This is a genomic window from Microbacterium sp. dk485, assembly GCF_004570445.1.
GTDB lineage: Bacteria > Actinomycetota > Actinomycetes > Actinomycetales > Microbacteriaceae > Microbacterium > Microbacterium wangchenii.
The window spans coordinates 332,258-353,788 of record NZ_SPQW01000002.1 but is presented as its reverse complement, the minus strand read 5'-3'; the positions used below and the strand labels follow the sequence as shown (position 1 = coordinate 353,788).

Below are 21,531 nucleotides of genomic sequence, written 5' to 3'. Positions count from 1 at the left end.
GATTCCTCCTCGATGCGGGTTCGATCACTCGGTGACGATGCTGGTGCCACCGGAGAATTGCGACAGCTCGAATACGACGAACTCCGCCGGTTTGACCGGCGCGACGCCGATCTGGCAGATGACCTGTCCGGCGTCGACGATTTCGGGCGGGTTGGTCTCTTCGTCGCACTTGACGAAGAAGGCCTCCTCCGGCGTCCGGCCGAAGAGCGCGCCCTTGCGCCACTCGTTCAGCAGGAAGCTGGAGATCGACCGGCGCAGCTTGCCCCACAGCGCGGCGTCGTTCGGCTCGAAGACGGCGAATTGCGTGGCGCCGAGGATCGACTTCTCCAGGTAGTTGAACAGGCGCCGGACGTTCACGTACCGCCAAGCGGCGTCGCTCGAGAGGGTGCGCGCTCCCCAGACGCGGATCCCCTGGCCCGGGAACTTCCGGATCGCGTTGATCCCCACGGGGTTCAGCAGTTCCTGCTCAATGCGTGTGAGCTGCGTCTCCACGGCGACGACGCCGCGGATGATCTCGTTGGCAGGCGCCTTGTGCACGCCCCGGTCGTTGTCGTTGCGCGCCCACACCCCGGCGATGTGGCCGGAGGGCGGGACGAACTGATTCGTCCCCGACATCGGGTCCAGCACCTTGATCCAGGGGTAGTAGAGCGTGGCGTACTTCGAGTCGTGGGCCGCGTCCGCCCGCCACGTCGTGATCCCCTGCGCACTCAACCCCGGTGGCGGGTCGAGGATGGCGAGGCGGTCGCCCATGAGCTCGCAGTGTGCGACCATCGCCGATTGCACGGCCTGCACCGTCTCGAGGTCGATCGCGCCCTGCTGATACGCCGCCATCAGGTCGGGTACGGCGACCATCGTCACCTCCTCGATCTCCTGGAGGCCACCGAATCCGGTGCGGTCGGCAGGATCGCCGATGTAGTCGGCAGCGCGCAGGCGGTCCACGGCGAGCGGCTGCGGCGCGGGCTCGGGCACCGCCAGATCGAACGTCCCGGTCGCAGGCTTCAGTGCCGCGCCCTGGGCGACTTCGGTCACCGTGACGAGCTTGGACTCGCTCGACACCTTCGTGACGATGTAGTTCTCGGTTCCCGGCTTCGTGGAGACGTTCTCCCAGACCTCCGGCGCACGCCCCTCGAGAATGACCGACACCTTGAATTCGTCTTCGGCGGGAGCCTCGCCGCCGGCTGGGCCCACCTCCACCTTGACCGGCTTGGCGTTGGCGGCGGCGCTCTTGGCCGTGATCGCATAGCCGCCGATGGTCACCGTCGGTGCGGCATTCACGGACTTCGCGTCCTTCTCCTTCTTGCTCTCCCGCCCGGGGCCCTGCTCCGACGTTCCGATCCGGACGATGTAGCAGTTTCCGCCCCCGTTCAGGAAATAGCCGTACACCGCGTATGCGAGGTAGGCGCCCGCGTACAGCCCGCCGAACGTGTCCACGTACTGCGTCCAGTTCGACACGAGTGTCGGCTGGTTCTGTGGGCCGTCCGGCGCCACACCCACGAAGGCGGCGACGGCGGTGCCGACACCCTCGATCGGCCGCGTCGCCGCATCGACCTCGTGCACGTAGACACCGGGAGATAAATAGGTGGGCATCTCCGACTCCTTCACTCAGACACATCCGTGCCCTCAGTGTTCGACGGCAGGTGCCCAGGATGAGAGTCCGTCGGGCCGGGCGTGCGGGTACCGGCCCGTGCGCGAAAGGGCAGGGTGGCGACGCGGCCGTAACGTCGCCGGATCGTTCGGTGCCGCTGGTCGGCATGACGCTACAGCGCGGGTGAGATCCCCGGGTTCGCGCCGCGGGCAGCGCGCTCGACGCCGCTCGCGGTCTCGGACGTGATCAGGTCATCCGGATCGACGTAGGCGTACCCCTCCGCGTTGGCGCTGATGGACAGCTCCCGATGGGTGCCGTGGCGGTCCATGTACTCACGCCCGGTGTCCTTCACCCACCACCACGAGCTCAGGAATCGATACGTCCGCAGATCGGCTGCCTTCACCAGCGCCCACTTCCCGCCGCCGGATCTCGGAGCGAAGCTGTGGTGCGACAGGACCGTGACGACCGGGGGAAAATCCTCGGAGTCGAGCTGCGTGAAGGCCCCGCCCCGGCCGTAGACATACATGTCGCGGTCGGTCCCGAAGATCGCGGAGTCCTTCACTGTCCGGACCGACCCCGGCTGACCAGCGGCGATCTCAACCTGCAGGCGGTCGTCCTGCGCCGCTTCAAGATGACTCATCAGGCTGTCCAGCTGGGGCGTCAGGATCGGGCTGAGGTGGTACCGGTAGTCCTTGTCCGCATCGCTCCATACCTTGACGGCCCATCCTTCGTCGAATCGTTTGAAGGCAGGACCGTGGGGCATGGCGGCGTTCAGTTCGTTCCACGCCTGAAGGTCCCGCACCGTGATAGCCAGGGATGCGACCATCCGGGTGAGCTCGCCGGGGTCGATCCTGTGCACGACGATCTTGTCGAACGATGGCGTCCCCGCCGGTGGTGTGTCGCTGCGCACCACCGCCCGGATCGTCTCCTGCGACAGCGAGCCGGAGACGATGGAGAATTCTCCGCTCCAGCTGCCGCGGTCGACGAGAGCGAGGTCGGGCATGACGCCGTGGCGCATCCACCAGTTGACCATCGCGATGCCCTCGTGGCTCTGCCGGATCTGCTCGAATTCCTTCGCTTCTGCCGCGGCTTGCGCCTGCTCGGCGATGTCGAGCCCGAGGCGAACGACCTCGATCGCCGCGAGGATGCCCGCGCCGACGCGCGTGAAGGCCGGCGTCGTGATGCGACCACCCGGCCCGTAGACCTGCCGTCCCCCGAGGGAGGATTCCGCGATCTCGTTGAGGCGCAACTGCCGGGCGGCGGTAATGCCGAGCGTCATGCGGAACTCGGTGCTCATCCGCCGAGAAACCACACGACGAGACAGCTGCTCGGACAGATTCTGGATACGATCGGTCGTCCAACTCTGCCGAGTCACGTCCCATGCGGCACGCACGTGCTCGGCGAAGACCCGGTTGCCGAGGACGGCCCGAGCCGCCCGCAGGAGCTGCAGCTGCTCAGCCCGGATGGCGTGGACGTCCTGGAACCGTCCGGCATCCAGAGCCATCGCCATCTTCACGACGTTCAGGAAGACACGGGAGTACGCCGACATGCTGCGGACATGCGTCTCGAGATCGCCGCGGGCCGTGGAGAGGATCGTCGTCGCGGTGGCCGATGCCAAGTTGCCCATGTCGCGGTTCACGCCGCTCACGTCACGGCTGCCCCGCATCCCGGCTTTGCCCGAGGCGCCGGCGCGCATGCTGTCCCACACCGTGTCGGCGACGGCGCGCAGTCGCGTCTCCTGATCCATCAGGTCTTTGTGGGTGCGATTCGTCGAGGCGACGAGGGCGCCGGGCGCGGCGGTGGCCGCAAGGGTCTGGGCGATGGACCCGGCGTCGGCCCGTAGCTGCGCGATCTCCGCCAGTTTGGCGTAGGCCTGGCTGAGGACGTTGCCGTGCGTTCCGGCGATCTCCAGGACCTGCCGGACGCCGGACGTGTCCATAGTCACCGTATGCAACTGAGCACCGCGGGCGCGCACGACCTCTGCGGAACCTTGCGCGCTCGGGCCGGTCGTCACCCGCTCGGTGGGGACGCCCGCGACATCCAGGAAGCCGATCGACGACGCTGGGGCGGCAGCGAAGGAGGCGCTCGTTTGAGTGATGAGGCGCGTGCTGCCGTTGCCGGACTCGAAGGCGAGTTGCAGCATCCGGAGGATGCCGGCGGCGTCGGGGCCGGTCTGTTTGCCGCCGTGGTGCGGCAGCTCCATGAGACGGAGGTTGCGGGCATCGGCGCCCAGCAGTCGCCGGAAGGCGACCTCCCCCACCGCGTTGACGATCTCGGTGAATTGCCGTCCCGCCGCGTCCGCCGTATACACCGATCGTTCGCCGGTCACCAGGTCGGTGACCACGGTGACGGGGCTCGTGCGGTTGCGGTTGAACGTCTGGCCGACGGAGGATCGCGCAGCCGTGTGCGGGGCCACCGACCGGAACTCGGTGATTTCGAGGTTGTCCAGAATCGTCCGGCTGACGTGGACGCCACCGGTCTGAGTTCCACCGCCGGTGACGTCGACGGTGATGAGGCGCTGCGTCGTCTGCACAGTGAGGTTCGCGCGGCTGAAACGGCCGCCGGCTTGGAGCTGCTCGGCGGCGACGCGGACGGCGGTGTCTGAGAACCCCGCCGTCGCCAGCAGCGGCCGCACGGCATTGATGTGGTCGGCATCGGGATGGGAGACGCGGATCTCGCTGGGCGCGCTTGCGACACCGCCCGGACCCGTGACATACCCCACGGCGGCGAGAAGCCGCGTGACGCCGGGCGCCGTCGGCGAGAACGACGTTCCGCTGCCGGCATCGAGCATGATGCTGCGGCCGCCGATCGATGACAGCAGCACGCAACGTCCCTTGGCGACCTTGAACAGGTAGGCCTCCGCACCGGCCGCCAACGGCGCAGGAGCGACGACCTGCAGAGCCGCGACGCGCACCAGGTCGAGCCGGGTCGGCGTCGAGAGGGACAGCAGCAGATCCGGACGCGGGGCGATCGAGAACCCGTGGGGGAACACCGCGGCCAGGCGCGCCTCGTCGTCTCCCTCCAGCACGACGTCATGACGGACGAGCTCGTCCTTCTCTTTCGCGTCCAGCACCGGAGCCGGGGCCCCTGGCGTGGCGTCGGGAACCGGACCACCCCGCTGCAGGTTCCTCGCGATCGCTTCGTTCCCCGCGATCCGCTGCCACGTGACGACGTCTGCAGTCGACCACCGGCTCACCGAAGGAACAGGAAGGCGAGACGCCGCTGCACCTCCGCCTTCCGTGGCGCTCCTCTTCGCCGCCTCCGGCACGCGCGCGCGGGGTGAAGGCGATTGCTCGCGGACCACGGTCTTCGTCCCCTCACCTGCTCAAGCACGCCGCGGACAGGGCGCCCTGGTCAGCCGGCCTCCTCCGAAATCTCCTCCTCCGGCTCCCCGGCCGCATCCTCGCGTTGTGCCACGGCTCCGGCGATATCCGCCCCCTCCTCGCCGATGTCGCGCTGCACCGCCGACGCGACGGGAGCCGGAGCGCTGAGCACGCGGCTGGCGTTCTCCGAAGCCGCGCGCTCGAAGCGGTCACCGGGGTCGCTGACGCTGATCCCCCCGGCGGTCGGCGTCCCCGCCACCGGACCCTCGCGCTGCTGCATGACGTGCGTGAGCTCGTGCGCGAGGGTGGTCCTGCCCTCCTCCGAATGGGGGTCGTAGGCGTCGCGCTGGAACACCACATCCGGCCCCACTGTGTACGCCCGGGCGCCGACGGACTGAGCGGACTGCGCCGCCGCGGCATCCGTGTGCACGCGCACGTCACCGAAGCTCGCTCCGAGACGGGACTCCATGTCGGCGCGGACGTCGTCGTGCAGCGCATCTCCGCCCGACGCGATCGTGTCGAGCACCGGCGAGCGTTCCTCCTCGACCAGGTCGGAGGTGGCAGCGTTTCCGGCTTCCCGCTGCAGCTGAAGGACGCGGTCCGCGCTCAGGACGTCGAGACGCGACTGCGGCACCGTTCGGCGGAGCTCCTGCCGCCCACTCATCGAAGGACGCGCCGTCGCCGGCCGCTCCCCGTACTCCCATCCCGGCATCACCATCACCCCTTCTGATCTCCTGCTTGCCTACCGTCGGTCGGGAGCGGGGAATCGCCTTTTCAGGCACCCCTTCGGGCACACTTCCGGATGCCGGGGCGGCAGGCATAGTCACTTCCCCGCCGCCCCACCACCCGCGGTCGCCGCCGCAGCCGCGCCCACAAGACGCGGAATGGGCTGACCGGCGACCTGTGCGGCCCGCGCAAGCGCAGCGATGAGCCCTTCGTACCCAACCGCAGCCGCGCCCAGGGCCTGGGGCGCCACGGCGAGAGCGGCGACACCGGCCATTCCCAGCGCCACCATCGACTCCACTCCCGCGCCCGCACCCGCCGGCTGATTGATCTGCTCGCGCACATGCTCCGGGCTCTCGATCATCTGATTAACGAAGGCGTACAAAATCGCGCCGGGTACCGGGCATCCCCAGACGAGGACACCCGGTCTGCCTTGATCCGCGAACGGAAGCACCCCCGTGGTCCCTGGGTTGCCCGGACTTCCGGGGCGGAAACCTGCGGCCGCATCCACGAGGAGGCCGTTGAGCAGGCTCACGTAATCGAGCGCTTCCCCCACCGCCAGACCTTGGGAGCCTAGGGGCTTGATCTCGAACACCTCGAGCCGCGGCAGGTCGACGATGTCCGGTCGCATGTCCACATTGGTGAACAGGTCCGCCGCCCCGCCGCGCACCCGGAACTTGGTGGCCACCCGAGCGATGTAGGCCGCCGCGGGCAAGTCGTAGAAGGAAAGGGGGTTCAGTGATTCATAGATGCCGCCGATCATCTGGTGCGCGAGATTCCCGGCAGCCAGGGCCGGGGGCTGCGGCCCCTTCGGGACGAAGGCCGCACCCATGGCCGTGGCGAGCGTGCGGTCCAGTTGTTCCGAGCCCGCCTCGGTACCGGCGCCCTCCACCGTCCGCACGTTCAAGCACAGGCGCGTGTAGGCGAGGGCTGCCGCATCCGGCATCCCCGCTTCGCGCATGAGCCCCACCACGGTGAGCGTGCGGGTTCCCAACGGGTCGGTGGAGACGGTCTCGTAGCGCGCCCGGATCCCGTCGAGCACGCGACTCCGGCTGACTCCGGACATCGCTCGAACGGCCGCGTCGGCGAAGTCCGTCAGAACCGTTGAGTCCAGCGCCGCCACGCGTTCCCGGATCCCGCGGTCGTCGAATCCGTTCACCGTCACCGCTGCGGTCATCCAGTCCTTCGCGGCGACAGCGAGGTTCCATTCCTCTGCGAGCAGCGCGCCACGGACCCGGTGCAATTCGGGCGGGCACGAGGAGCGGATCGCTCCTCGGTCGGTGACCGTGAGTGATTGTGCGCGGGCCCGCAGGTCGACGTCAGGGAATTCGTCGAGCACCCGTGCGGCATCGGCCCATCGGAGTTCGCCGCGCGCGCGACTCAGCCGATCGTCGCGCCCGTCGGCGGCGGTCGGCGGGCCCGCCGGGTCCCCGCGCTGCACCGTGGGCATTTCTCCGGCTCGCAACAGTTGAACGGTGGCCGCGTTGCCTGCCGCGCGCTGCAGGCTCAGGGCGGCCGGCGAGGGCGACGGAAGCAGCCGGCCCTCGGACTGACGATGCGCACGGCCCGAGGGCTGCGGCGATCGTCGGTGATCTGCGTGCGATGGGCTGTGCTGTCGCTCCTCGTGCATGACTCACCGCGCGATGAGGGTCCAGTACTTGCCGAACTCGCGTTCGGCGGTGAGACGACCGAGCTTGCGGTATTCGCGCTGCACCGCCGTGATGACGTGCTCCATCGTCAGGACGCCCCTCGCGCCGGCCGCGAAATACGCCGCCGTCACGGCGGCTGCCCGGATCGCGCCGCCAGCCAGTTCGAACGCGCTCCCGAGGAACTGCAGGTCCAGGTCGTCGTCCCGCGGTATCCGCACCCCTAGGCACCGGTCCCACAGCACGGCGCGGTGCGCGGCATCCGGAAGCGGGAAGTCCACGACGACGTCGAGTCTGCGCGTGAAGGCCTCATCGATGTTCGCGCGGAGGTTGGTCGCGAGCAGCGCCAGGCCGTTGAAGCTCTCCATCCGCTGCAGCAGGAACGCGCTCTCGACGTTCGCATACCGGTCGTGCGCATCTTTCACCTCGGATCGCTTGCCGAAGATGGCGTCCGCCTCGTCGAACAGGAGCACCGCGTTCACGTCCGCGGCCGCGGCGAAGATCTTGTCGAGGTTCTTCTCGGTCTCGCCGATGTACTTGTCCACCACCGTCGCCAGATCGACGACGAACAGGTCGAGTCCGAGCTCTCCCGCGACGACCTCGGCCGACATGGTCTTGCCCGTTCCGGAATCTCCCGCCAGGAGAGCGACCACGCCATGCCCGCGGCCGCCGCCGGGGCGCATGGTCCATTCGCCGAGGACGCGCTCGCGGAAGCGGGCGCGCAGTTCGATCTCGTGCAGCGCGTTGAGCACCGCGGGGGGCAGGACGAGATCGGTCCAGCGCACCGCCGGCTCAACGCGACGGGCGAGGCGGTCCAGAGCGGATCCGTTTCCGGCGCGGGCTCCGGCACCCAGGTGATCCGCGGTGACCGTGCCCGTCGGCGTCAGCGCCGCCTGCGTGCGTGCTGCGGCGGCGGCGCGGGCCACCTGCTCCGGCTTGAGCCGGAACTGCTCTGTGGCTCCCGCCACATCCACACCGAACGCGGCGGGCCCCAGCGCCCCCTGCCACAGCGCGACCCGTTCGTCGATCGTGCTGGGAGGCACCTGCACGAGTGCCGGCAGCTGCTGCGTCCACGACGCGTCCCACGCGCCCTCGCCGATCAGGATGGTCGGCCGGGACACGGCGTCCACCGCCGCGACGAGAGCCGGCTCGATGCCACCGACGACCGGCCCGGCCACGAGACCGCATCCGCGCAGCCGGACTTCGCGCACCGCCGCACGCGCGAGCTGCACGGAGTCCGGGGCGCTTCGGAGCTTCTCGAGGTCCAGGACGAGACTGTCGCTGCCCACCGTCGACAGCGCGCGCACCGCCACGGACGTGCCGGATCCGGTGCTGGAGTCCCGCAGATACACGGAGCGGATGCCAGCACGCAGCGCCCGCACGATCTGCGCGGGATCACCCCACTCGGCCGCCAGCGGCTCAGCCAGCACGCCCGCCAGCGGCAGGTCGGTCGTGTCGTCGCCGAGCAGGTGTCCGACGACACGATCGGGGACGCGGAGCATGCGCGCCGGCAGGGCTCGATCCGGCTCGTCGAGCGTGAGAAGGCCCCCGGTGAGGAGCGGGCCGTGCAGCAGTCGTCCCCGATCGGCGACCAGGATCAGGGACGCGCCGCACAGCTCCAATGCCAGCCCGACCGTCGGGCGGCGCTGTGTGACGTCGTCGTTGAGGTACCCGAAGAAGCGCTCGAAACGCGGGTCCACGTCGGCGGCGAGCGCCACCAGAAGGAGTTCCACGTCGAGCGGCGAGAGTGCGAACTCCCGTGCCAGCTCGCGCAGCCGGGACGGGTGACCGGCCGCTTCGGCCAGATCCGCCTCCCGCTCGCTCGCGAGGAATGCCGTCGACGCATCGGGCCGCAGCGGCGGTCGGCGCTCGGTGTCCAGCAGGCGATCCACCATCTCGTCGCTCAGGTACAACCCCCGGAAGGGGTCGTCCGGCTGCGGATCGTCCGCGCGCCGCGCCGCCACGAGCCTTCGGATGCGCTCCTCCACCGCCGCGACGCGGCCCAGGAGATGCGCGGCGCTGGGGTCGCGGCGCATGTCAGCGTCGCCCGTCTCGAGGACGCGCGGCCCGGGGCGTCCGCGGGATGTCGGCAGACCGCGCTGGGTCCGGAGCCGCCGCTCGGAACAGCCGTTCCTCAACCGCGTCCGGCATGTTCTGGAACGTCGCTCCCACACCCTCGGTCACCGGCGCGCCCGCGGTCCGGGACACACCCGGGAGCACCGGTGCGAGGACCACAAGGTCCAGTGACGGCTTCAGCTCCCCACCGAGGGAGGACCACACATCGGCGAACGCACGGTCCTCCGGGGGTGGCAGCCCCACCGTGATCTGCACGGGTTGGCCGGTGTCGGCGATACCACCCACGCGGAATTCGTCCGGCAGCGCGTCGAATCGCAGGAAGCATTGCAGGAGCTGGTCCAGCAGCCGGTGCTCGTCATCGGGCCGCTGCGTCCATGCGGTCACGAGGTAGGAGAGCTTGAAATAGCGCGGCGCCGGGGTTCGTCCCACCACGATGCCGCGCGGATCCCGCCGTTCCAGGAACCCGTTCTCACGGCGGCGCGTGTCCTCCCGGATGTCGTAGAGGTACAGATCCACGGTCGGCGCGTTCCGGCGCGCGGCCCAGTCGGTCGTCGGCGCATCGAGCACGACGTCCACGTCCGGGTCGGAGATCGCGTCGGTGCGCACGATCGCCCGGATGGCGTCATCCACCTCCCCGATCACGCGCCCACGCGCGACGTTCCGGTCGCATGGCGGATCATGCGCGCCTCCCCTCCTCGCCTCCATGGTCGCCACAGCGCGGTCGTGCGTGCGCGGAATGCGGGCACGGCGGCGGGCACCGTGCGGTGCCCTCTCGGGCAGAGCGATGCGCGGTGATCAGATGAGTCCCTCCCGCAGGGCGTAAGCGACCGCGTGGGACCGGTTGCGCAGCTGCAACCGCGTCGTCACGTCGTGCAGGATGTTCTTCACCGTCCGTTCGGAGTACGACAGGCGCAGCGCGATCTGCGCGGTGCCGAGGCCCTCGGCGACCAGGCGAAGGACCTCCACCTCGCGTGCGGACAGGCCGTTGAAGGCGATCCCGCGCGGATCGAGGACGGTGCGCTGAAGCCTGCCGATCTGCTCGAGGAGGCGGCCCAGCATGTCTGGTGGGACAGCGCCCTCACCTGCGGCGGCGGAGCGGATCGCCGATACCAGCCGCTCCGGCGTGGCTTCGACGCGCCGGACGATCCCCACCACGCCCACTTCGATCGCGCGGACCAGACCCTGATCATCGAGGCTGGCAGGGATCAAGATGACCTTGGCGTCACCGTTGCGGCGCAGGAAGCGCAGGGTGTTCAGCGACTCCTCGTCCACGGCATCCACGAGCACCAGCACCACCTCAGGGTCCTCGTCCTCACGCGGAGAAACGACGCGCACCTCGGGACGGGGACGGAGCTGGCTGGACAGGCCAGCCTCCGAAATAGGGTCACGGGCGAAGACCCGGACCGCGATACGTGACATCATGTCCTCCTCCTCGGGGGTCGGCGAGCTGCCGGGCCCAGCCTGCTCCCCCGCACTCTTCGTGCACTCAACACCGGCTCAACGGGCACGCTGATTGCCCCCACGCCCGCACCGGCGACCCGCCCCTTTCCCTCACGCTGGGGTACCGTCGCCCGCACCGGCTCCCCTCCCCGGAGGTGACACCCGGCCGGCGTTGCTCCCCCGCGAGAAAGGAGCCGGATCGTGCCCACTGGGCCTGCCCTGCGCGTCGGTGACATGGCCGCTTGCCCGCTGTCGGAGGGCGTCACGGTGCACATCGGCGGTCCCATCACGCCGGCGGCGGGCGTCCCCGCGGTCCTCATCGGCGGCATGCCGGCCGCGGTCGCGGCCGGCACCCCCGGCGGAATCGTGTGCGCCTCCCCCGCCCCGAACGGGCTGGCGACCGGCAGCGCGACGGTCCTCATCGGCGGGCGTCCGGCGGCGCGACTGGGCGATATGTCGATTCACGGGATCCCGGTGGGCCCCGGGCCCGGGTGCACGACCGTGATCATCGGCGGCTGACGCGCTCCTGGCCCCTGAGCCGAATTCACCGGCGGTCGGTCGCTCCGGAGTCAGCGAGGATGACCTCCACCTGGCGTACGGTGCCGGTGCCACGGAACACGAACCTGGCCCCGCACGGGGGCGGCCCATCCACGCGCGGCGCGCTGAGCGGGCGGAGCTGCTCCGCCCAGGTGAAGGCGACGTGCCGGTAGGGGCGTGATGCGACGACGAGCCCGTGTTCGTCGAGCAGGTCGACGTCGAAGTCGATCGCCCCGGGCCCGTCGGCGGTCACGGTGACCATCGACACCGGCGCGGCCTCCGCGAAGCGAATGGTCAGGGCGTCACCCGGGGCGACCGCGACCGGGATGGCTGCCCGGTCATCGACCAGTGCTTCCAGCCCTGCAGACGTCCTGTCGGCGCGCGCGGGGTGCGCGAGGTCCTGGACCGGCTGCGAGAAGCCGTGCAGTGTGCGGGAGGAGATGGGGCGAGAGTGTCGGGCCCACCCCGTCGGGGTGGACGACAGCTCGAAGTCGATGCGGCAGCCGCGTTGTAGGACGTCGTGACCGATGCTGATGTCGTGCCACTCCCTCCCGTCGACGCGGACGGAGGAGATGAACGAATCATCGGGGTCACCGCGGACGATCCGGATCTCAACCTCGTTGCCCCCGAAGGGACGCAGCACAGCGCGGCGCACGGACGGCGGCACCAGCACGTACGTGCCCGTGGCGGGGACCAAGGGGTACAGGCCGAGCGATGCGAACAGATACCAGGCGCTCATCTCGCCGTTGTCCTCATCGCCGGGGTACCCCTGGCCGAAGTCGGATCCGACGAAGAGCCGGTCCAGGCATTCCTTGACGAGCCGATGGGCGTCGTCGTGCCTGCCTGCGAACATGTACATGAAAGGGATGTGGTGCGCGGGCTGGTTCGACATCGCCAGCAGCCCCATCCTGGTGTCGCGTGCCTCGAGCATCTCGTGGATGACCCTGCCGTAGTGGCCCACATTGGTTTCGCTGGCCCGTTCCGGGATCTCACGCAGTTCATCGAGGCGCGCGCCGAACGCTCCTTCCCCACCGTGCAGGTCGACGAGCCCGGCGCCGTCGTGCGGTGCGGTGAACGCGGTGCCCCAGGCATGGGTCTCGGTGTAGTCGATGCCCCATTCGAGGGCGTCGAAGGGCGTGCGCCAGCCCCCGTCGATGTCGCGCCCGATGAAGAATCCCCGCTCGCGGTCGAACACGCGCTGGTAGCCGAGGGAGCGCCGCGCGAAGTACTCGCGTTCGACGGCAAGTTCCTCTCGGCGCGGCGCGGAGTGTTCGGCACCGTGCAGCCGGTCGGCGAGGACGGCTATGCTCCAGTCGTTCAGCGCGTTGTCCAGCGACCAGGAGAGCCCCTCGTGGGTGGACGTCGGCGTCCATCCCAGGTACCGCGATTCCCGCAGCCCCTTGCGCCCGACCGCGGGGTCGGTCGCAGGCACCGTCGCCCCTTTCACCGCGGCGGCGTACCCGCCCGCCAGGTCGAGCCCAGGCAGATCCTTCGCGGCGAGGTCGGCGAACACGAGGTCGAAGGTGGTCCCCGTCATGCAGTCCTCCGCGGCGGGAGCACTCCACCTCGGGGTCCAGCCGGAGACGCGAGCGTGGTTCACGAAGCCGTTCGCGAGTGCGACCGACGCCCCAGGATGCAGGAGCGCCACAAGCGGCCATGCCGTGCGGTAGGTGTCCCAGAAACCGTTGTTGACGGCGAGCGCACCGTGCTCGATCCGGCCTCGCTGGGAGGGCGAGCCGAACGCGAAGCCGCCGTCGGGGACGGGCTCGGAGTACCAGTTGGGGTAGAGGAATGCACGATACAAGCCGCCGTAGAGGCTCGCCCGCTGCTGCTCGCTGCGCGCGTCGATGTCGAGAAGCCCCATGATCCGCGACCACTCTTCCCGCGCCGCGTGCTTGCGGTCGGCGAAGCGCACGCTCGGTCGTGCGTTCTCGCGGGCCTGGGCGGGGCTGACGGTGGACAGACCGACGACCGCCTCCGCAACCTGCGCCCCATCGGCGAGACGGAGGTGACCGCGCACGGTGTCGCCATGCTGCCGCACGTCGCTGCTGTGCACGTGCGAGAAAGCGCAGTGCACGAAGTAGGCGGGCTTGGCAGCGAAAGCGTGGAGGTGCACGTCGAGTTCGCGGCCGTCGGCGGTCGAGGACTGCGACAGCAGCGTGGCATCCCCGAGATGGTCGACGATGATCGACCCTTCCCCGCCGTCGAAGCTGAACCGCGCCGCGATCGCGAACTGGTCGGGGACGATCTCGGCGGTGATTCCGCCGTCCAGTGCCACCTCATAAAGGTGCGGGCGCGCTTTCTCATCGCGATGCTCGAAGCCGAGTGCGCGCTGCGTGCGGTCCAGGGCCGGCTCGCGCAGCGGGCTGGGCATGAGCTGGAAGACGCCGTGGTCGCCCATCCACGGGCTGGCGATGTGCGAGGTCGCGAAGGCCTGTACCGCGGGCCTGCCGTCGTGAGCGCGGTTGTGCGCCGCCCAGGAGTACGGCCAGTCGCTCACGGATGCGTCGGTCATGGGCACAGCGAAGACGCCACCGTGCGGGAGCCCGACCAGTGGCGCGGTGTTGCCGCGGGAGAACGTCGGGGTGGAGTGGCTGCCGCGTCTCGTGTCGACCGTGTCCAGGTCGTCGACGGGCGCGGGCACGGGCAGGATGCCCACCTCGTCCAGGTACGCCCGCACCGATGCGCCGGGGACTGTGCCCAGGGACGCGGTGACACGGCGGATGACGCGCCCCACGGCAGGCTCGAGCGACACCCGCCGGAGGTTCCACTGATCGGGCCAGAGCTTGCGGGCCGCCCCCTGTGCGTGCACGGTGATGCCGTCACCGTATTGATCCACCGCCCCCATCCGGGACAGCTGCGCTCCGTCGGTGAATTCCACATCGACCGACACCGCCGTCGCCTGCCACCGGTCGTGAGGCGCATCGCCGGCGACCGGCAGCACGATCCAGACCAGTTCGGTGTCCGGTTGCACCTGCTGCCCGACGAGCTCGGTGGCGACGATGACGGTGACCGCACCTGCCTCGGCGTCGAGGAGCAGGGGGCGCCGGGCCGAGTACCCTGCCCTCGCCCGCCCGGTCAGCGATGTGGGCCCGGGATCGGTCTCGGTCATCGGGATCAACCGCGGCGGCCGGTGACGATCTCACGGATGCGCGCGGCGGCGAACTTCGGCTCCCTGTCCGCCGTCAGCAGGCCGTTCGTCTCCTGCAGCGTGTCGGTGAGCTGCGTGTAGCAGAACCCCGCGAGCACTCCGCTGGCGTGGACCCCGGCGAAGATCGCGCCCATCCGTTCGGCGAGGTCGTCCGGCGACGATGCGGTGGAGTACCCCCACGCGCCCGCCTGCTGCGACGTGTCATACGAGACTCCACCGAATTCGGTCAGCATCACCGGCTTGTCGTCGACGTCGCCGGCGAGGACCAGGCGGCGCCCCGCGGGCCCGAGGGTTTCGAGCATCCGATCGATTGCCGGTCGATCCGCGTAACGGGCGGCGATGACGTCGGCCTGCCACTCGTAGTCGTGGATGGCGATGATGTCGGTGTCGACCTGCTCCCAGCCGTCGTTGCTCACGACGGGCCGGGTCGGGTCGATCGCCCGGGTCAGGGCGGCGATACTGCGGGCGAACTCGACCATCTGCGGGTCGTGCCGTATCTCCTGCACGCCCCAGCTCTCGTTGAGCGGAACCCACGCAACGATCGAGGGATGGGAGTAATCGCGTTCGAGCGCCGCGATCCACTCGCTGATCGTGCGCTGAACTGCGGTCGGCCCGAACGCGAATGCCGCGGGCGCCTCCCCCCAGACGACGAGACCGAGACGGTCGGCCCAGTAGAGGAAGCGAGGATCCTCGAACTTCTGGTGGATGCGGGCAGCGTTGAACCCGAGCTCCTTGATGAGCTCCACCTCTCGGCGCAGCGCATCGGCGCCCGGCGCGGCGAGGTGCGACTGCGGCCAGTACCCCTGGCTGAGCACCGAGCGCAGGTAGTACGGGCTGCCGTTGAGCAAGAACCTGCCACGGTCGACTTCCACACTGCGCAGCCCGAGGTAGGAGCTCACCTGGTCGACGCCGGCACGGACGACGGCGTCGAGGAGGTGAGGTCGTTCCGGACTCCAGAGCAGATCGTGATAGCCCTGCCCGTTGGCGATCGCGGCAACGGGGAGAGCGACGGTGATCTCGCGCTCGGTGGCGGTCGTCGTGACCGTGGCCAGGGGTGTGCCGTCGCTGACCAGGTCGATGCTTATGGGTGTCGGCGTCGACGGACGGTCGTTCAGCACGATGCGGGCGGTGACAGTGGCGGCGGTGAAATCCGACCGCCAGTGCAGGGTCTGAACGAAGATGCTCGGGACGGATTCCAACCACACCGGCTGCCAGATTCCACTGGTGCGGTGGTAGTAGATGGCGTGCGGATCGTCCTGCCAGTCCTGCTTGCCCCGCGGCTGCGTGACGTCCCTCGGGTCGTCCTCGACGCGGACCACGAGCAGCTGAGACGCGCGGGAGTCGTCGACAGCGCTGCTGATGTCGATCCCGAACGGGGTCTGCCCGCCTTCGTGCCTGCCCACCAGCTCGCCGTTCAGCCACACCGAGCAGCGGTAATCAACCGCTCCGAACTGCAGGAGCAGCCGCCGGCCGTCCTCGTGACCGGCGGCCGCGATCTCCTGTGCCGACACCTCGCGCCGGTACCAGAAGATCCTCCGCGGCTCGGTCACTCCCACTCCGGATGCGGTGGACTCGGGGGGGAACGGCACCACGATGTCGAGGTCGAACGCGGGCTCGCGATGCCAGCCGAGCCCTACACCGAGATCGTCCTCGTCGAAAGCGAACCCCCATGTCCCGCTCAGGTCGGTCCAGGATCCACGGACCAACTGCGGTCGGGGGTAGCTGCCGCCGTCTGTGCGGGCCAGGGAAACCGGCAGGACATCGTTTTGAGGCATGCGACGAATCGTAGCCGCATGATGTGTAGCGCTGCAAAGAGGCTCATTCGCCACCGGCGGCCGGCGGCGGGGAGCTTTCCCGCCGCACGATCGAATGGGAGGTGACGACGTGGCGTCCAGCCCCGGCGTACCCATCGATCCGCTCGGCGAGCAGGCCGAACGCGGTCGAGGTCAGCGTCGCCAGATTCGGGCTCACGGTGGTGAGGCCGGGAAAGGCGAGCGCACTGGCCCACGTGTTGTCCCACCCGGTGATGGCCAGATCTGCGGGGATCCGCAGCCCGCGTTCCTGAGCGGCACGGATCGCACCGAAGGCGACCAGGTCGTCTCGGCACACCAGCGCGTCGGCGTCCAGACCCCGGTCCAGAGCACGGCCGATGGGCAGGTGGGCGGAGGGCACGGTGCCCACGGGAGCCGCGTCGAACGCGACGAGTCGCGCCGGGTCGACGCCGAGCCCCGCCGCCTGGAGCGCCTCCTGGTAGCCGAGCAGACGCTGCCGCGAGGTCTCGCTGAGCGCGGTCTCCTCATGACCGACGAACGCGATCCGCCGGCACCCCGCGGCGATCAAGTCAGCCGTGATCTCGCGGGCCGCCGCGACGTTGTCGATCATCACATGGTCGAGGGTGAGCGGAGCCGACGCCTCCCCCAGCAGGACCAGGGGAACGTCGGTGCGAGTACGGGCGAGCTCGCGCTGCGAGATGGCGGAGGGCTGCAGGAGGATGCCGTCGACCAGGCTGGAGTCCAGGTCCGTCAGCAGTTCGCGCTCCGCCTCCAGGGAGGCCCCGGTCTCCTCGAACAGCACGCGGTACCCGGCCCGTTCGGCCACGCGCGACATCATCTGTCCCAGCTCCGCGAAGTACGGATTCGTGATCTGCATGAACGCCAGCGCGATGAACCCGGTCCTGCCGGTGGCCAGCTGCCGGGCGACCCGATTGGGGCGATAGCCGAGCTCGTCGATCGCCGTCTGGACCTTGTGGCGCATCTTCGCCGACACGTGCGGTCGGTCCCGCACGACGTTCGACACCGTCGAGACCGATACCCCCGCCTTATCCGCGACGTCCTGCAGCCGTAGCCCACGCATCCGGACTCCTCCCCTAGGTGCTGAATTCTAGCGCCCGCCTTGACAGCGGTTTGTAGCGCTCTAAACTCACCGGTGTGACGTGGTCGCGGATCCCCCGGGCCGACCTTCAAAGGAGAAGCAATGAAGTTCACGAGAGGACACGCGACGACCGTCGCCGCAGTGACCGTCCTGGCGTTCGCGCTCTCGTCGTGCAGCGGGCAGTCCGCCGGCACCGGCGCGGAAGTGACCGTCAGCGGAGACAGCTATGACGGTCCCGATGTCGCGCTGACGGTCTGGAATCCCTTCACCGGCGCGGACGGGCCGCACTTCCAGACGATGGTGGACGAGTTCAACGAGTCGCAGGAGTCGATCACGGTCACGGCGACCTCGATGCCCGGCAGCGATCTGTACGGGAAGATCGGGACGGCGATCAGGGCCGACAAGGGACCGGATGTCGCCGTGATCCATGTCCAGAACGTGGCTTCGCAGGTCGCGCAGGGAAATCTGCTCGCGATCGACAACGTCGTCGAAGCCCTCGACCTGACCGGCGATGACTTCGCGGAGAACGTGTGGGACGCGGCTGAGTACGACGATCGCCGATACTCGATCCCGCTCGATCAGCACATGTACGGGCTCTTCATCAACAAGGAGGTTTACGCCGAGGCGGGGCTTGACCCCGTTGCACCCACCGACAAGGACGAGTTGATCGCACAGCTCGACGCGTTCAAGGCCGCCGGCATCCAGGGATTCTGGCAACCCACCTCAGACGAGTGGGGCTTCCGCACGTTCCTCTCCCAGTTCGGGGGCAGCGAGTTCAGCGAGGACGGCACCGAAGCGACGTTCAACTCCGCCGCCGGCGTCGAGGCGCTCGCCTGGCAGCGGTCCCTGATCGACGACGGGTACAGCCCGGAGAACGTGGACGACCCGTGGAAGGCCTTCCTCGCGGGCGAGAACGCGATGGGCTTGTTCGGCATCTGGCACCTCGGCGACCCGGCCCTGGCCGAGGTGGACTTCATGGCCGCAGAGGTCCCCCAGGTCGGCGACCAGCCGGGTGTGTGGGGCAGCTCGCATCAGCTCACCATCACCACGCAGGCGGAGGGTGACGAGAACAAGACGGCGGCCGCGGCCTACTTCGTGAACTACCTGTCGCAGAACTCGCTCGAGTGGGCGCATGCGAATCAGGTTCCGGCACGCAAGAGCGTCCGCGAGAGCGCCGAGCAGGAGCTGACGATGCTGCAGCCGTTCGCCGCGCAGATCGAGGACATCGCGTTCAACCCGCTCTACCCCGGACTGGAGAGCTCGCTGACCCCGCTGACGGACGCGATCAACGAGGTGATGACGTCGGGTGCAGACCCGCAGGAGGCGCTCGACAAGGCGGCGGAACAGACGAACGCCATCATCGAGGACAACAGGCAGAAGTACGGCTACTGACCATGGCATCCGTCCTGCCCGCGGTGGGGGCGCGCGAGTCCGAACCCGTGAGCCCCCGACGCGGGGACACCGGCAAGTCCTCGCGCCCCATCCGACGGTTCGCCTGGTACACGCCCTGGCTGTTCCTCGCCCCGTTCCTGCTGTTCTTCGGGTTGTTCGTCGCGTTCCCCTCCGTCTTCGGGGTCTGGATCAGCCTCCACAACTACGACTACAACTTCCCGGTGCAACCCTGGGTCGGGTTGCAGAACTACATCGACCTGTTCACGCCGGGCACACGTGATTTCGACGGATGGTGGCAGTCGCTCGGCAACACGGGCCTCTTCGTACTGATCAGCGTGGTTCCGCTGGTCGTTCTGCCGCTCCTGGTCGCCCTCGCACTGAACCGGAAGTTCCGGGGGCGCACCGTCTATCGTGCGATCTTCTTCGCCCCGTACGTGCTCTCGGTATCGGTGATCGGGCTTCTCTGGCGGTACCTGCTGGACGCTCAGTTCGGTCCCGTGAACGCGATCCTCAAGGCGCTGGGATTGCCGGCGGTGTCGTGGTTGCAGACACAGCCCGGGGCCTGGGTGTCGATCCTCGTCGCCACGGTGTGGTGGACGCTCGGCTTCAACACGATCGTCTTCCTCGCGGGGCTGCAGAACATCCCCGCGGACCAGTACGAAGCGGCAGCGCTGGACGGAGCGAACTCCCGGCAGGTCTTCCGCTTCATCACGCTCCCCGGTCTCCGCACGGTCACGGCGCTGATCATCGTCCTGACCGTCCTAGCCTCGGCGAACCTGTTCGGACAGCCCTACATCATGACCCTCGGCGGTCCATCGAACTCGACGCGCACCGCGATCATGTACATCGCCGAGTCCGGGCTGACTCAGTCGCGTATGGGGGTTGCGTCCGCGATGGGCTACCTCCTGGGAATCATCCTGGTGGTCGTCAGCATGATCAATTTCTGGCTCACCTCGGGCCGCGGAAGGAAAGACTCGTGAGATCCACGCCGCGCCTCGCGAACGTCGTGTCCTATGTCGGGCTGACCCTTCTCGCGCTCGCCATCGTGATGCCGCTGCTGTCGTTGCTGTCGGCGTCGTTCAAATCGCCGTTCGAAGTCCAGACCAACGCGTCGCTGATTCCGGAAGCCCCGACCTTCGCGTCGTACCTGCCACTGCTGTCCTTCGAGGGGCCGACGCCGGTCCTGCGATGGTTCATGAACAGCGTGATCGTCTCCACCACGTCGGCAGTGCTCTCCGTCGTGTTCGCCGCATTGGCCGCGTTCGCCCTGACCCGTATGCGGTTCCGCGGGCGCGGGCTCGTGTTCGGTGTCCTGGTCGCCACCCTCTTCGTTCCCGGCTTCGTCTTCCTGATCCCCAACTTCGTCACCGTCGACCGTCTCGGTCTGCTCGACACGCTTCCGGCCCTCATCCTGCCGTCCCTCGGCGGGGCGTTCGGGGTGATCTTCCTCAGCGGGTTCTTCGCCGGCCTGCCCAAAGAACTGGAGGAGGCGGCATCCATCGATGGAGCCAATCAGTGGCGCATCTTCATCTCGGTGATGCTGCCGCAGGCGCAGGGCGCTCTGTCGACCCTGCTCGTCCTGAGCTTCTTGGGGGCCTGGAACGATCTCCTGTGGCCGACGTACGTGATCTTCGACACCAACAACCTGACCCTCACGGCGGGCCTCCCCCTGCTGCAGTCCGCGCATCTCGGGAACCTGCCCGCAGCCATGGCCGGGTCCGTCATCTCCGCGGTCCCCGTGCTGGTCGTCTTCGTCCTCGCCCAGCGGAAGATCGTGGAGAGCGTCGCCAACGTGGGGCTGAAGGGGTGACCGCTCGGTCGACGGTGGGGGTTATCCCCCCTGTGGGTGTCACAGGGCTCGCCTAGACTGAACCCACTCGCGGGAGTGGTGGAATTGGCAGACACGCAGGATTTAGGTTCCTGTGCCTCCGGGCGTGTGGGTTCAAGTCCCACCTTCCGCACGGGGACGCTCTGTACCCGCCCTCTCCGCCGACCGAAACGACGGGACATTCCGTGATCACCGACGCCGCGCTCATCCCCTGGCTCGACCCTGAGACGATCATCACGGCCGCCGGGCCGTGGGCGCTGCTCGTGGTGTGCCTCATCATCTTCGCCGAGACCGGACTGCTGGTCGGATTCCTCCTCCCCGGCGACACGCTGCTGATCATGGCCGGCCTGCTCTCGCACCCCTCGGCGGTCGCGCCGGACGGTGTCTTCGGCATCAACGTCTGGTTCGTGGGGCTCCTGATCGGCCTGGCCGCCTTCGTCGGCGGTGAGGTCGGCTACCTGATCGGGCACAAGGCCGGCCCGGCGATCTTCGAACGCAAGGAATCCGGACTGTTCAGCGTCAAGAACGTCGAGCGCACCAACGCGTTCTTCGAGCGGTTCGGCGGGCTGACCGTCATCCTCGCCCGCTTCGTCCCGATCGTGCGCACGTTCGCGCCGATCGCGGCGGGAGTGGGCCACATGAACAAGTGGAAGTACACCCTCTACAACCTCATCGGCGCGCTCATCTGGGGCTTCGGGCTGACGGTGCTCGGCTACGGCATCGGACTCATCCCCGGTGTGGGCGACTTCGTGGCGGAGTACATCGACGTGATCCTGCTCGTCGCCGTCATCGGCACCGTCGGGTTCGTCGCGTTCCACTACTTCCGCGAGCGCGCCGCCGCCAAGCGGGCCCCGCACGGCGGTGACCCGGAGACGGATGCCGCCGAGGCACGCTCGCTCGCCCTCGACACCGACACGTTCGAGCAGCCGCACTCCCCTGACGCCCCGAAGGGCTGAGCC

At 69.0% G+C, this 21,531-nt stretch carries 15 protein-coding genes and 1 tRNA gene; 6 read left to right on the top strand and 10 right to left on the bottom strand.

The genetic code is table 11. From position 1 onward, the window contains the following. Positions 1 to 24: 24 nt before the first annotated feature. The 7 genes from E4V99_RS12305 to E4V99_RS12275 form a co-directional block, all read right to left on the bottom strand. On the bottom strand, positions 25 to 1,587 hold the full coding sequence (locus E4V99_RS12305) for a phage tail sheath subtilisin-like domain-containing protein (RefSeq protein WP_135117435.1): 1,563 nt from the start codon (positions 1,585 to 1,587) through the stop codon (positions 25 to 27). A gap of 170 nt (positions 1,588 to 1,757) precedes the next feature. Continuing rightward, on the bottom strand, positions 1,758 to 4,781 hold the full coding sequence (locus tag E4V99_RS12300; RefSeq protein WP_135117434.1) for a hypothetical protein: 3,024 nt from the start codon (positions 4,779 to 4,781) through the stop codon (positions 1,758 to 1,760). 158 nt (positions 4,782 to 4,939) lie between these two features. Then, the gene (locus tag E4V99_RS12295; RefSeq protein ID WP_245233176.1) at positions 4,940 to 5,572 is read right to left on the bottom strand and encodes a DUF4157 domain-containing protein; all 633 of its coding nucleotides are present in this window, start codon (positions 5,570 to 5,572) and stop codon (positions 4,940 to 4,942) included. A 159-nt stretch (positions 5,573 to 5,731) separates the two neighbouring features. Then, entirely contained in the window at positions 5,732 to 7,081 is a 1,350-nt protein-coding gene (locus tag E4V99_RS12290; protein ID WP_135117432.1) for a hypothetical protein, read from the bottom strand. A gap of 183 nt (positions 7,082 to 7,264) precedes the next feature. Continuing rightward, positions 7,265 to 9,313, bottom strand: a complete 2,049-nt coding sequence (locus E4V99_RS12285; protein WP_135117431.1) for an ATP-binding protein — start codon at positions 9,311 to 9,313, stop codon at positions 7,265 to 7,267. Position 9,314: 1 nt separating this feature from the next. Then, the gene (locus tag E4V99_RS12280) at positions 9,315 to 9,983 is read right to left on the bottom strand and encodes a DUF4255 domain-containing protein (protein ID WP_245233175.1); all 669 of its coding nucleotides are present in this window, start codon (positions 9,981 to 9,983) and stop codon (positions 9,315 to 9,317) included. A gap of 165 nt (positions 9,984 to 10,148) precedes the next feature. Continuing rightward, entirely contained in the window at positions 10,149 to 10,775 is a 627-nt protein-coding gene (locus E4V99_RS12275; RefSeq protein WP_240742671.1) for a response regulator transcription factor, read from the bottom strand. Positions 10,776 to 10,994: 219 nt separating this feature from the next. Between E4V99_RS12275 and E4V99_RS12270 the strand changes: the two genes are divergently transcribed. Further along, positions 10,995 to 11,312, top strand: a complete 318-nt coding sequence (locus tag E4V99_RS12270) for a PAAR domain-containing protein (protein WP_205805749.1) — start codon at positions 10,995 to 10,997, stop codon at positions 11,310 to 11,312. A gap of 25 nt (positions 11,313 to 11,337) precedes the next feature. Here E4V99_RS12270 and E4V99_RS12265 read toward each other — a convergent pair whose 3' ends face one another. From E4V99_RS12265 to E4V99_RS12255, 3 genes are read right to left on the bottom strand one after another with little or no spacing between them, the layout of a single operon-like run. After that, on the bottom strand, positions 11,338 to 14,442 hold the full coding sequence (locus E4V99_RS12265) for a GH92 family glycosyl hydrolase (protein ID WP_135117429.1): 3,105 nt from the start codon (positions 14,440 to 14,442) through the stop codon (positions 11,338 to 11,340). A gap of 5 nt (positions 14,443 to 14,447) precedes the next feature. Continuing rightward, the gene (locus tag E4V99_RS12260) at positions 14,448 to 16,256 is read right to left on the bottom strand and encodes a glycoside hydrolase family 2 TIM barrel-domain containing protein (RefSeq protein ID WP_135117428.1); all 1,809 of its coding nucleotides are present in this window, start codon (positions 16,254 to 16,256) and stop codon (positions 14,448 to 14,450) included. Positions 16,257 to 16,299: 43 nt separating this feature from the next. Then, the gene (locus E4V99_RS12255) at positions 16,300 to 17,334 is read right to left on the bottom strand and encodes a LacI family DNA-binding transcriptional regulator (RefSeq protein WP_135117427.1); all 1,035 of its coding nucleotides are present in this window, start codon (positions 17,332 to 17,334) and stop codon (positions 16,300 to 16,302) included. Between the two features lie 120 nt (positions 17,335 to 17,454). Between E4V99_RS12255 and E4V99_RS12250 the strand changes: the two genes are divergently transcribed. The 5 genes from E4V99_RS12250 (at position 17,455) to E4V99_RS12230 (ending at position 21,528) form a co-directional block, all read left to right on the top strand. Further along, on the top strand, positions 17,455 to 18,744 hold the full coding sequence (locus E4V99_RS12250; RefSeq protein WP_135117426.1) for an ABC transporter substrate-binding protein: 1,290 nt from the start codon (positions 17,455 to 17,457) through the stop codon (positions 18,742 to 18,744). 2 nt (positions 18,745 to 18,746) lie between these two features. Beyond that, positions 18,747 to 19,724, top strand: a complete 978-nt coding sequence (locus tag E4V99_RS12245) for a sugar ABC transporter permease (protein WP_135117425.1) — start codon at positions 18,747 to 18,749, stop codon at positions 19,722 to 19,724. Further along, the gene (locus E4V99_RS12240) at positions 19,721 to 20,554 is read left to right on the top strand and encodes a carbohydrate ABC transporter permease (RefSeq protein WP_209305628.1); all 834 of its coding nucleotides are present in this window, start codon (positions 19,721 to 19,723) and stop codon (positions 20,552 to 20,554) included. The genes E4V99_RS12245 and E4V99_RS12240 overlap by 4 nt, the downstream gene beginning before the upstream one ends. 69 nt (positions 20,555 to 20,623) lie before the next feature. Then, positions 20,624 to 20,705: transfer RNA gene (locus tag E4V99_RS12235), tRNA-Leu, on the top strand. 55 nt (positions 20,706 to 20,760) lie between these two features. Next, complete coding sequence (locus tag E4V99_RS12230) at positions 20,761 to 21,528, top strand: VTT domain-containing protein (protein WP_135117951.1); 768 nt, start codon at positions 20,761 to 20,763, stop codon at positions 21,526 to 21,528. The last annotated feature ends 3 nt before the right edge of the window (positions 21,529 to 21,531 follow it).

Excerpts from the sequence above, each read along its gene's own strand:
- E4V99_RS12275 (WP_240742671.1), bottom strand. The coding sequence starts at position 10,775 with ATGATGTCACGTATCGCGGTCCGGGTCTTCGCCCGTGACCCTATTTCG.
- E4V99_RS12290 (WP_135117432.1), bottom strand. The coding sequence starts at position 7,081 with ATGCCCACGGTGCAGCGCGGGGACCCGGCGGGCCCGCCGACCGCCGCC.
- E4V99_RS12250 (WP_135117426.1), top strand. The coding sequence starts at position 17,455 with ATGAAGTTCACGAGAGGACACGCGACGACCGTCGCCGCAGTGACCGTC.
- E4V99_RS12305 (WP_135117435.1), bottom strand. The coding sequence starts at position 1,587 with ATGCCCACCTATTTATCTCCCGGTGTCTACGTGCACGAGGTCGATGCG.
- E4V99_RS12285 (WP_135117431.1), bottom strand. The coding sequence starts at position 9,313 with ATGCGCCGCGACCCCAGCGCCGCGCATCTCCTGGGCCGCGTCGCGGCG.
- E4V99_RS12265 (WP_135117429.1), bottom strand. The coding sequence starts at position 14,442 with ATGACCGAGACCGATCCCGGGCCCACATCGCTGACCGGGCGGGCGAGG.
- E4V99_RS12295 (WP_245233176.1), bottom strand. The coding sequence starts at position 5,572 with ATGAGTGGGCGGCAGGAGCTCCGCCGAACGGTGCCGCAGTCGCGTCTC.
- E4V99_RS12245 (WP_135117425.1), top strand. The coding sequence starts at position 18,747 with ATGGCATCCGTCCTGCCCGCGGTGGGGGCGCGCGAGTCCGAACCCGTG.
- E4V99_RS12260 (WP_135117428.1), bottom strand. The coding sequence starts at position 16,256 with ATGCCTCAAAACGATGTCCTGCCGGTTTCCCTGGCCCGCACAGACGGC.
- E4V99_RS12255 (WP_135117427.1), bottom strand. The coding sequence starts at position 17,334 with ATGCGTGGGCTACGGCTGCAGGACGTCGCGGATAAGGCGGGGGTATCG.